General features: G+C 63.0%; 9 protein-coding genes and 1 tRNA gene. 7 read left to right on the forward strand and 3 right to left on the reverse strand.

Features of this window, described 5'->3' with window-relative positions:
- Positions 1–62: 62 nt before the first annotated feature.
- The 4 genes from recO (at position 63) to nagZ (ending at position 3,424) form a co-directional block, all read left to right on the forward strand.
- A complete protein-coding gene (gene recO, locus PIN31009_RS27040; RefSeq protein ID WP_246185882.1) occupies positions 63–1,037 on the forward strand; it encodes a DNA repair protein RecO in 975 nt (324 codons plus the stop codon).
- On the forward strand, positions 1,034–1,795 hold the full coding sequence (gene pdxJ, locus PIN31009_RS27045; RefSeq protein ID WP_150792101.1) for a pyridoxine 5'-phosphate synthase: 762 nt from the start codon (positions 1,034–1,036) through the stop codon (positions 1,793–1,795). Before recO ends, pdxJ begins: the two co-directional genes overlap by 4 nt.
- 67 nt (positions 1,796–1,862) lie before the next feature.
- Positions 1,863–2,393: a holo-ACP synthase gene (gene acpS / locus PIN31009_RS27050; RefSeq protein WP_425495518.1), complete on the forward strand. Its 531-nt coding sequence runs from the start codon at positions 1,863–1,865 to the stop codon at positions 2,391–2,393.
- Complete coding sequence (gene nagZ / locus PIN31009_RS27055; protein WP_150792102.1) at positions 2,390–3,424, forward strand: beta-N-acetylhexosaminidase; 1,035 nt, start codon at positions 2,390–2,392, stop codon at positions 3,422–3,424. The genes acpS and nagZ overlap by 4 nt, the downstream gene beginning before the upstream one ends.
- A gap of 146 nt (positions 3,425–3,570) precedes the next feature.
- Here the strand turns inward: nagZ and efp are convergent, their stop codons facing one another.
- Entirely contained in the window at positions 3,571–4,128 is a 558-nt protein-coding gene (gene efp / locus PIN31009_RS27060) for an elongation factor P (protein ID WP_150686370.1), read from the reverse strand.
- Positions 4,129–4,266: 138 nt separating this feature from the next.
- Positions 4,267–5,511 (reverse strand): elongation factor P maturation arginine rhamnosyltransferase EarP, encoded by a 1,245-nt coding sequence (earP, locus tag PIN31009_RS27065; protein ID WP_150686371.1) that lies wholly within the window; start codon positions 5,509–5,511, stop codon positions 4,267–4,269.
- Positions 5,512–5,648: 137 nt separating this feature from the next.
- Between earP and uvrC the strand changes: the two genes are divergently transcribed.
- On the forward strand, positions 5,649–7,979 hold the full coding sequence (gene uvrC, locus PIN31009_RS27070; RefSeq protein WP_150792103.1) for an excinuclease ABC subunit UvrC: 2,331 nt from the start codon (positions 5,649–5,651) through the stop codon (positions 7,977–7,979).
- A 63-nt stretch (positions 7,980–8,042) separates the two neighbouring features.
- On the opposite strand, the gene kch is transcribed toward uvrC, so the two are convergent.
- Positions 8,043–9,278 carry a voltage-gated potassium channel protein gene (kch, locus tag PIN31009_RS27075; protein ID WP_246185883.1) on the reverse strand — a complete coding sequence of 412 codons (1,236 nt, stop codon included), beginning with the start codon at positions 9,276–9,278 and terminating at the stop codon, positions 8,043–8,045.
- A 176-nt stretch (positions 9,279–9,454) separates the two neighbouring features.
- On the opposite strand from kch, the gene pgsA reads away from it, so the two are divergent.
- Together pgsA and PIN31009_RS27085 are read left to right on the forward strand one after the other, a co-directional pair.
- Complete coding sequence (pgsA, locus tag PIN31009_RS27080; protein WP_150686373.1) at positions 9,455–10,048, forward strand: CDP-diacylglycerol--glycerol-3-phosphate 3-phosphatidyltransferase; 594 nt, start codon at positions 9,455–9,457, stop codon at positions 10,046–10,048.
- Positions 10,049–10,223: 175 nt separating this feature from the next.
- Positions 10,224–10,296: transfer RNA gene (locus PIN31009_RS27085), tRNA-Gly, on the forward strand.
- Positions 10,297–10,298: the final 2 nt, after the last annotated feature.

Genomic DNA, 10,298 nt, shown 5'->3' on the forward strand with positions numbered 1-10,298 from the left:
CGGGCGGCAACGCGTCGGCTGCCCGGACCGCATCCCCATCTCAGATGTCTCCGACGTCTCCGATGTCTCAGACATCATCTCAACCGGCCCGCCCGTCACGTCCCACTCGCCCCTCGCGCGCGTCCAGCGCTGCGACGCGGGTGGTCGACGACGAAGCGTCGGAAGCCTTTCGCGAGGCCGAGATTGCGGGCAAGGGCCACGGCAGGCGTGATACCGAGCCGCCTGCCAACGCTGACGAGACGGCCAAGGCCACCAAGGCCACCAAGACCACTAAACGCGTGCGCCGTGCACCTTCACCGGCGCGGGCTGCGGAGCGCGAGCAAAGTCGCGTGTCCGAGCAGCCGGGCTTCGTGCTCCATAGCTATCCGTACCGCGAAACCAGCCTGATCATCGACGTGCTCACGCGTGATCACGGCCGTATCGCATTGGTCGCGAAAGGGGCCAAGCGTCCGCATTCGGCGCTGCGCGGCGCGCTGCAAACGTTTCAGCCGCTCTCGCTGGCATGGCTCGGCAAGGGCGAACTGCGCACGCTGACCAAGGCCGAATGGGTGGGTGGCCTGCGCCCGCTCGAAGGCGACGCGCTGCTCTCAGGTTTCTACCTGAACGAACTTCTGGTGAAGTTTTGCGCGCGCGACGATCCGCACGACAAGCTCTTCCAGCATTACCTGACGACGTTGCACCACCTCGCCCATGGCGAGCCGGCCGGCATCATCCTGCGCGCCTTCGAGCGCGTGTTGCTGCGCGAGACCGGTTACGCCGTGGCGTTCGACCGGTGCACGCAGACGCGCGGCAAAGTGGTGCCCGAGCGTCAGTACGTGTTTCACCCCGATTGGGGGGTGCGGCCGGCGCGTGGCGACGAGTTGTCCGACTGGCCGGTGGTGAGTGGCCAGACGTTGCTCGACATGGAACAAGACGACTACACGCGCGCGCAGACCGTGCAGCAAAGCAAGCTGCTCATGCGCTTTCTTCTCAACCATCACTTGGGCGGCGTGCCGCTCAATACCCGGCAGATCCTGCTCGACCTGCAAAAACTATGAGCCTCTTCTTTCACGGCAACCCCATCGACCTTGGGGTGAACATCGATCACGTCGCCACGGTGCGTAACGCGCGTGGCACGACATATCCCGACCCGATCAAGGCGGCGTTGCTGGCCGAAGAGGCGGGCGCGGACGTCATCACGTTGCACCTGCGTGAAGACCGCCGCCATATTCGCGATGACGATGTGACGAATTTGCGCGGTCTGCTCAAGACGCGCATGAACCTCGAATGCGCGGTGACGGAAGAGATGCTCGCCATCGCGTGCAAGGTGAAGGCACACGACGTGTGTCTCGTGCCGGAAAGCCGTCAGGAGCTCACCACCGAAGGCGGGCTGGATGTCGTGGGGCTCTACGATCAGGTGACCGCAGCCACGCAGCGACTCAGCGAGGCGGGCAGCCGCGTGTCGTTGTTCATCGATCCGGAAGAGGCACCGATTCGTGCGGCGGCTCGCATGGGCGCACCGGTGGTCGAATTGCACACTGGGCGTTACGCCGAAGCGCACGACGAAGCCGACCGGGAAGCCGAGTTCACCCGCATCGAACGTGCGGTCGCGCTCGGTGTGTCGCTGGGTCTTCGAGTGAATGCCGGCCACGGCCTGCACTACGAAAATGTGCAGCCCATCGCTGCCATCGAAGGCATCAGTGAGTTGAACATCGGGCATGCCATCGTGGCGCACGCGATCTTCGCCGGCTGGGAAAATGCCGTGCGCGAGATGAAAGCGATCATGGTTGCCAGCCGCATTGCGGCTCGCGGCTGAGCGGCCTGACGGCTGCGCTCGCAGGCAGTTACTGCACTCACGCAAACGCGAACCCTAACCCGTTCCCATGAGTATTCAGGACACGCCCCCGCCCGACAGGCCCGCTGCCTCCGATGCCCCCGATGCGCCCGGCGCTAGCCAAGGCGCTACGCCGGCGCCATCGATTGCGCCGGCCGAGCCGACCACCCTCTACGGCGTGGGTACCGACATCCTTCAGATCAGCCGCGTGGTGGGTGTGATGGAGCGTACCGGCGGGCGCTTTGCCGAGCGGGTGCTGGGGCCGGAGGAACTCAAGGTTTATCACGCGCGTCAGAACCGCTCTGCCGTTCGTGGCCTCGCGTACTTGTGCACGCGCTTCGCTGCGAAAGAGGCTGTGTCGAAGGCCATTGGCCTCGGCATGCGCTGGCCGATGACGTGGCGCGCTGTGCAAACGCTCAACGCGCCGTCGGGCAAGCCCGTGGTGGTGGCATCGGGCGAGTTGGCCGAATGGCTGGCCGCACGGCAACTGTCGATCGAGATTTCGATCACGGATGAAAAAGAATATGCGGTCGCGTTCGCGATCGCTTCACGCAAGATTGCATCGGAGAATACGCAATGACGAAGCGCAGGCCGGGTCCGGTGATGCTGGATGTCGTCGGATTGACCCTTAGCGAAGACGACATTCGCCGCATCGACCATCCGTTGACCGGGGGTGTCATCCTGTTCGCGCGCAATTTCGACGACCGCGCGCAACTGTGCTCGCTCACGAAACAGATTCGTGAAGTGCGCGACGACATCCTGATTGCGGTCGATCACGAAGGCGGGCGCGTGCAGCGCTTTCGCACTGACGGCTTCACGCATCTGCCCGCGATGGGCAAGCTTGGCAAGCTGTGGCACGACGACGTCTTCAAGGCGACGCGCGTCACGACGGCGGTCGGGTATGTGCTCGCCGCTGAGCTGCGTGCGTGCGATATCGATATGAGCTTCACGCCGGTGCTCGATCTCGACTACGGCACGTCGCAGGTGATCGGCGACCGCGCTTTCGACAGCGATCCGCGCGTTGTGGCGATGCTCGCCAAGAGTCTGAATCACGGCCTGCTGCTCGCCGGTATGGCGAATTGCGGCAAGCATTTCCCGGGGCATGGTTTTGTGGCGGCCGACTCGCATCACGAGATTCCGGTCGACGAACGCTCGCTCGACGAAATCCTCTCGGTCGATGCGCAGCCGTACGACTGGCTCGGCATGTCGCTCGCCGCCGTCATGCCCGCGCACGTGATCTACCCGCAGGTCGATCCGAACCCGGCGGGCTTCTCCGCCAAGTGGCTCAAGGAGATTCTGCGTGGCAAGTACGCTTTCGACGGCGTGATCTTCAGCGACGACTTGTCGATGCAAGGCGCGAGCGCCGCAGGCGACGTAGTCACCGCCGCGCACGCCGCGCTGGACGCTGGCTGCGACATGGTGCTTATCTGCAACAGCCCGGAGAAGGCTGACCGTCTGCTGCGTGAAATGAAGACGGATATCGACACGGTGTCACAGCGCCGTATCAAGCATCTCAAGGGCCGCGGCAAGGTGCATGGCTGGGAGAAGATGCTCGCGCAGCCGGAGTATCAGGCGGCGAAGCGACTGATCGCCGAGACGTTCGGCGGGTAATTTCCGCCGCACACGCCGGTATTCGTGCCGGCGTTCGCACCCAAACAAAAAGCGCTCGACCCCAAAGGGGCGAGCGCTTTTTTGTGGCTACCGCGTTGCACCTCGCGCTGTGCCATCCGGGGACGGCACGGGCGCGTGGCAAACGTTTAAGCGCGGCTCTTGTATTCGTCGGTACGGGTGTCGATCTCGATCAGATCGTCCGTGTTGACGAACAGCGGCACTTGAATTTCGAGCAGATCGTTGATCTTGGCGGTCTTCAGCACGCGGCCCGAGGAGGTGTCGCCCTTGACGGCCGGTTCGGTGTACTCAACCTTGCGCACGAGCGTGGTCGGGAGTTCAACCGAGATGGCCTTTTCGTCGTACAGCACGATTTCGCAAGCCAGACCGTCTTCCAGATACTTGATGGCGTCGCCCATGTTTTCGGCTTCGACTTCGTACTGGTTGTAGTCGGCGTCCATGAACACGTACATCGGGTCGGCGAAGTACGAGTAGGTGACTTCCTTCTTGTCGAGCATGACGACGTCGAACTTGTCGTCAGCCTTGTACGAGAGTTCGCCACGGCCTTCGGCCAGCAGCTTCTTGTACTTCAACTTCACGACGCTGGAGTTCCGGCCCGACTTGACGTATTCGGTCTTCAGCACGACGTTCGGCTGACCGTCGATCATGACGACGTTGCCGACGCGGAGTTCTTGAGCGGTTTTCATAAAAAACGAGATCCTGTGACGAAATAAGCGATTTGCCGCTTGTTGAGCGCTTCCATACGCTCATTCGCCGCTTGATTCCCGCGCCCGCCCGGAATGGTCCGGGGCAGCAGGTTCAGCAGCAAAGCGTTGAAAAACCAGCTATTTTACCTGATTTTCCACGAAGCTTGCCAACTGTCGCGCAAGGTCGGGCAGGGCCGCCTGCCGGCTCGCCCAGCCACGTGCATGGCCGGTGAGCGCTGGCAGGGCGGCGGCCAGTGCAGGCCAGTCGGGCGGCGTCTGGGCATAGCCGTTCCAGAGATGCACGAAAGTCCGCAGGGCTTCGCGCGAGGTCTGCGTCAGGGCAATGTCGGCCGTGGCTGGATCGGCGTTCTCCGCCAGATATCGGCCAAGAAACGCATCGAGCTTCGTGTGGTGAACGTTGTCGTCTTGCGGGTAGATGTGCCAGACGAACGGCTTCGCCGCCCATTGCGCCCGGACGAACGAATCTTCGCCCCGCACGAAATTCAGATCGCATGCCCACAGCAGCGCGTCGAAATCGGCCTGAGGGACGAACGGCAAGCCGTACACCGTCAGCGAACCCCGGGTAGCCGACTCGCGCGCGCCCAGCGCATCGCGCCCGAACCAAGCACCGACGGCAGGGGCAACGCGTCCTTGCGGCACCAGACACACCACCGGGGTAGCGCTGTCGGCCCATTGCGCCAACAAGTCCGGAAGCTGCGCATTCTCATACGCAAACAGCGATACGACGAGGGCTTCCTTCGGCGCGGCGTTCAATCCCAGCGTGCGTTGCCACCAGCCGTCGCGCAATTCGGGGGACGCGTAAAAAGCGTCGCGCCGGGAGAACAACTCACGCTCACGCGCCAGCCCGCCGGTGCGCTTCGTGAAGCCGGGGAAGAAAAACGTCTTGATCAAGCCGAGTTGCGGGTGGATCGAGCGCTGCAAGTGACAGTCTTCCACCCAATCCTCGGCGCTCAGGTATTCCAGATTGATCCACACGGGCGCGCGTCCGGCTTGTTTGCGCGCGTGCATGGCCCGAACGTAGCTGTCGGGCACATTGCACGCGAACGCTTCGATGACGATATCGCCCGGGGCGTTATTTTCGGTGATGGTGCCGAAGTCCGCGGGCCAATGCCGCACGTCGACGCCGTCACAGCGTTGCTGCGCCAAAGTCGGATCGATGTCGGGGCGCAGATAGCGGAAGCTCGTCAGGTCGTCGACCCACAGCCGCACCGACCAGCCGTGCTCGCGCACCAGTTGCCGGGCGAGTCGCCAGCACACGCCGATGTCGCCGAAATTGTCGACGACAGTACAGAAGAGATCGCAGCGCGGCACGAGGGGCAAAGCGGCGGGCGGCGAATCGAGGTGAGGCGTGGGCAGGGACATTACGAGGCGGTGACGCGGATTGGTCTAAACTTGCGATTCTAGTCCTTGTGACGCGTGACGACGCCGCAGCGCCCACGCCAACGGCGAATCGAACGCGGCTTGACTCGCTTGCAGGACGCTCCAGATTTCCAGAGTTCATGACCGAAGACGCCAACGACGTCACGCCACCCCGCAAGTCTCGTAAAGCGCAAGCCGCCCCCGAGGCGAAGGCTGCGCAGGCGCCCGCGCCCGAGCAAGATGTCACGAAGGCTAAAGCCGATGACGCCCCCGCTTTCGACGCGCGCAAGGTGCTCGCCCAGTTGCCAAACTTGCCGGGCGTTTATCGTTACTACGACGCGGCAGGCAACGTTCTCTACGTTGGCAAAGCACGCAATCTGAAGAAGCGGGTGTCGAGCTACTTCAACAAGACGCAGCTTTCGCCGCGTATTGCGTTGATGGTGGCGCGCATTGCGAAGCTTGAAACGACGGTCACTCGCTCCGAGACCGAAGCACTGCTGCTTGAAAACAACCTGATCAAGGCGCTGCACCCGCGTTACAACATCCTGTTCCGCGACGACAAGTCGTATCCGTTCCTCAAGCTCACGCAGCATAAGTATCCGCGCATGGCGTACTACCGCGGTTCGGTCGATCGCCGGGGGCAATACTTCGGTCCATTCCCGAGTGCGTGGGCGGTGCGCGAGAGCATCCAGATTCTGCAAAAGGTGTTTCAACTGCGCACGTGCGAAGACTCGGTGTTCACCAATCGCACGCGCCCCTGCCTGTTGCATCAGATCGAGCGTTGCAGCGCCCCGTGCGTTGGCGCGATCAACGATGAGGACTACACGCGCGATGTGAACAACGCCGCGGCGTTCCTCTCCGGCCGTCAGAAGGAAGTGCTCGGCGCTCTCGAAGCGAAGATGATGACTTACGCCGAGGCACTCAAGTTCGAGCAGGCGGCCGTCGTTCGCAATCAGATGCAGGCGCTCTCGGGCGTGCTGCAACAGCAGTCGGTGGAAACGGCGGGCGATGTCGATGCCGATATTCTTGCCGTCGCCTACGCCGGTGGCCGCGCTTGCGTGAACCTCGCGATGGTGCGCGGCGGCCGTCATTTGGGTGACAAGGCGTATTTCCCTGCGCACGTGGAGCGTGGCGTCGAGGGCGGCATCGCCGACGAATTCGACGAAGACGAAGTCGTACCGGCAGCGGTGACGCAACCCGTTGATGCGGCCGACAACACTGACAACACCGACTCCACCGCCGCCACCGACATCACCGACACCGCCATCGACGCAGAATCGACCCTCGCCCCCGAGATCGCGTCGGATATGCCGTCCGATACGCCGGCGGCGTCGCTCGAATCGCGTCTGCTGGAAGCCTTTGTGGCGCAGCACTATCTGGGCCAATCGGTGCCGCCGGTGCTGGTGATGAGTCACGCGCTGCCCAGCGACGAATTGCTGACGGTGCTTTCCGAGCAGGCCGGGCGTCGTATCGTCATGGTGCGTCAACCGCAGGGCCAACGCCGCGCATGGCTCGACATGGCGGAGCAAGGCGCACAACTGGCGCTCACACGCTTGCTGACCGAGCAGGGCAGTCAGCAGGCGCGCACGCGTGAGCTGGTGCAGACGATCGGGCTCGACATCGACGACGCAGCATTGCTGCGCGTGGAGTGCTTCGACATCAGCCATACGCAGGGTGAGGCGACGCAGGCGTCGTGCGTGGTGTTCCACCATCACAAGATGCAAACCAGCGAATACCGTCGCTACAACATCACGGGGATCACGCCCGGTGACGATTACGCGGCGATGCGTCAGGTGCTCACGCGGCGCTATGGCCGTCTGATGGAGGCGGCAGCCGAGAAGGTGAGCGATGCGGCAGACCCGTCGTCCGTTGCGGCTGACGTGGCGCGTGCCGAAGCCGAGACGGCGGTCATGCCCGACACCTCGTCAGGGGGGGATTCGCAGGACTCGCACGACACCGGCGCAACGGCAGACACCCTTGTGAAAGACGCGGCAGCACCTTCGGACGTATCCGATGTTGAAGCCAATCTGCCGCAACTGGTATTGATCGACGGTGGCAAGGGGCAGGTGGAAGTGGCGCGTCAGGTGTTCGTCGAGTTGGGTATCGACATTGGCCGGCTGGTCGGTGTTGCCAAGGGCGAAGGCCGCAAAGTCGGGCTCGAGACCTTGGTCTTCGCCGATGGCCGTGCGCCGCTGGAGCTTGGGCGCGAGAGTGCGGTGCTGATGCTGATTGCACAGATTCGCGACGAGGCGCACCGCTTCGCCATCACGGGGATGCGTGCCAAGCGAGCAAAGGCACGTCAGACGTCACGGCTTGAAGAGATCGAAGGGATAGGCGCGAAACGCCGTCAGCGCCTGCTGATGCGTTTTGGCGGCCTGCAAGGCGTGGCCTCGGCAAGCGTTGACGAACTCGCCAGCGTGGAAGGCATTTCCACGACGTTGGCCGAGCAGATCTTCCGTCAACTGCACTGAGACGGGTGGCGTCCACGGGCGGCGGCTAACCATCGCCGCCGACGCGGTATCAATCGCCACCCCTCACTTATCGGTGTCGCCATGAAACAGCAGGCGCATCACCGTATCGTTATCGACCGTCTCGCCGGAGAGCGTGCGCGCGAGTAACTCGCCGCCGACGACGGGGGGCGCGAAGATCATGTCGGGCTGCACGCGCTTGAGCTTGCTCAGGTGCTTGCTGTCGTTGACCGACGCGATGGTCCGCACCGTGGGCGCGATTTCCTTGGCGGCAAGCACGATGAACGCGTTCTCCGAATCGTCGGCACGCAGGGCGAGCACGGCTTTCGCGTGTTCGATGCCGGCGTGCGTGAGCACGGCGTTGTCGCTGGCGTCGCCGTGCATCACGTCGGCGTCTTCCGGATACGGATTATCCACACCGCTCGCGATGATGACCGTGACGGGCCAGCCGCGTTTGGTGAGTTCGTGGTGTACGTTGATGGCGAGCGGCGACGCACCGGCCACGATGAAGTGTTGTTTGCGGATCACGTGAGTAAATCTCCCCGCGAGAATTTTCTTGAGATTGCCGCCGACGAGCGGACCGATGACCACCGTGAGCGACGTCGCGAACACGCTGATCCCAAAGATGATGACGGACGCCGTGAAGAGCCGGGCGTCTGTCGAGTGCGGCACGATGTCGCCGTAGCCGACGGTCGTCATCGTGACGATGGCGAAGTAGAAAGCGGTCGCCAGATCGGTGACGTGCGGGGCGAATTCGCTGCCGAGATACATCGTGCCGAACGTGGCGTAGACGATCAGCGCGAACACGGCGACGAGCGTGTAGAGCGTGGCGGCGGCGAAACTTGCGCGATCGAATTCGCGCCAGTACCAGAGCAGCAACAGCACACAGACGATCGACAGGGCGAAGGTCAGGTCGAAGCGGATATTGAGATGAACGTTGATGATCGCTGCGAGGGTGAGCATCACGAGCGAAAATGCCCACGCGGTGCGCGCGCGGATGACCAGCCCACAGGCGAGGGCGACGAGCGAGAGGCCGACAAGCGCACGGGGCAGGTGAGAAAAGTCGATGCGCTCGATGGCGTTCAGGCCGAAGAGCAGGCGGGGCAGATGACGGGCTTCGATGCGCTCCAGCGCCGAGAGGTCGCCGCGCACGAAGAGGTCGACGAGTAAGCTGCCGGGCACGCGCAGCAGGACGGAGGCGACGAGCAGCAGCCCGTTGAGGCCGACCAGCAGGCTGACGATCACGTGCGGCGGCAGCAAGCGGCGCCGCAGGGCGGGCAGAGACGACCAGAGCAGTTTCACGAGATCGGAGCTAATGGCGGGTGGTTGCGAGCAAGATAGGGGCACAGTCACGCATATGTCAACCGGGCAGCGGTGCCTCGGCCTTGTCGCTGCGGGGCATACACGGCACAATGCGGGTCTGGTACGGCTGCCGAGTGCGCCGTGTGTCGACTGCCGTTTGCCGAACTCATGCTGCCATGCCTTTTAATGTCCCCATATTCCTGACCTGGCTTCGGATCGTGCTGATCCCGCTTGTGGTTGGCGTTTACTACTTGCCGACCACTTGTCTGACGCCGGTCCAAATGAATTGGGTGGCGTGCGCGATCTTTGTGCTGGCGGCGCTGACCGACTGGTTTGACGGGTTTCTGGCGCGCCGCTGGAACCAGACGTCGGCCTTCGGGGCGTTTCTGGACCCGGTGGCTGACAAGCTGATGGTGGCGGCGGCCCTGTTGATGTTGTTGCAGATGGGGCGGATCAATGCGTTGGTGGCATTGATCATCATTGGCCGCGAGATCACGATTTCGGCGTTGCGCGAGTGGATGGCGCAGATTGGCGCGTCGCGCAGCGTGGCGGTGCATCAGTTGGGCAAGATCAAGACGGCGGCGCAGATGGTGGCGATTCCGTTGTTGCTGTTTAACGGGACGGTGGTGTGGAACGGGTTGCGTTTCGACTCGCGGTTCTGGGGCACGTGGCTGATTTACGTGGCGGCGGTGCTGACGTTGTGGTCGATGCTGTATTACTTGCGCCGCGCGTGGCCGCAGATCCGGGAGCGTGGCGGGGGTGATATGTGAGCGTAAGTCGCTGAAAGTGCGGGATTTGCGCGGTGGGGGAGAAAATTCTTCACAAATTTTCAGTGCAGGTGCTTGACACTGAATCGACGTTTGGACATAATCTCCTTCTCGCTGCTACGGCGTTAGCCCGGCAGCGAAATTTTGAGTAGTGTGGATTGGTAGTACGCATGAAAATGCGGGAGTAGCTCAGTTGGTAGAGCGCAACCTTGCCAAGGTTGAGGTCGCGAGTTCGAGACTCGTCTCCCGCTCC

The sequence above is a fragment of the Pandoraea iniqua genome (assembly GCF_902459685.1).
Taxonomy (GTDB): domain Bacteria; phylum Pseudomonadota; class Gammaproteobacteria; order Burkholderiales; family Burkholderiaceae; genus Pandoraea; species Pandoraea iniqua.

Excerpts from the sequence above, each read along its gene's own strand:
- recO (WP_246185882.1), top strand. The coding sequence starts at position 63 with ATGTCTCAGACATCATCTCAACCGGCCCGCCCGTCACGTCCCACTCGC.
- pdxJ (WP_150792101.1), top strand. The coding sequence starts at position 1,034 with ATGAGCCTCTTCTTTCACGGCAACCCCATCGACCTTGGGGTGAACATC.
- acpS (WP_425495518.1), top strand. The coding sequence starts at position 1,863 with ATGAGTATTCAGGACACGCCCCCGCCCGACAGGCCCGCTGCCTCCGAT.
- nagZ (WP_150792102.1), top strand. The coding sequence starts at position 2,390 with ATGACGAAGCGCAGGCCGGGTCCGGTGATGCTGGATGTCGTCGGATTG.
- efp (WP_150686370.1), bottom strand. The coding sequence starts at position 4,128 with ATGAAAACCGCTCAAGAACTCCGCGTCGGCAACGTCGTCATGATCGAC.
- earP (WP_150686371.1), bottom strand. The coding sequence starts at position 5,511 with ATGTCCCTGCCCACGCCTCACCTCGATTCGCCGCCCGCCGCTTTGCCC.
- uvrC (WP_150792103.1), top strand. The coding sequence starts at position 5,649 with ATGACCGAAGACGCCAACGACGTCACGCCACCCCGCAAGTCTCGTAAA.
- pgsA (WP_150686373.1), top strand. The coding sequence starts at position 9,455 with ATGCCTTTTAATGTCCCCATATTCCTGACCTGGCTTCGGATCGTGCTG.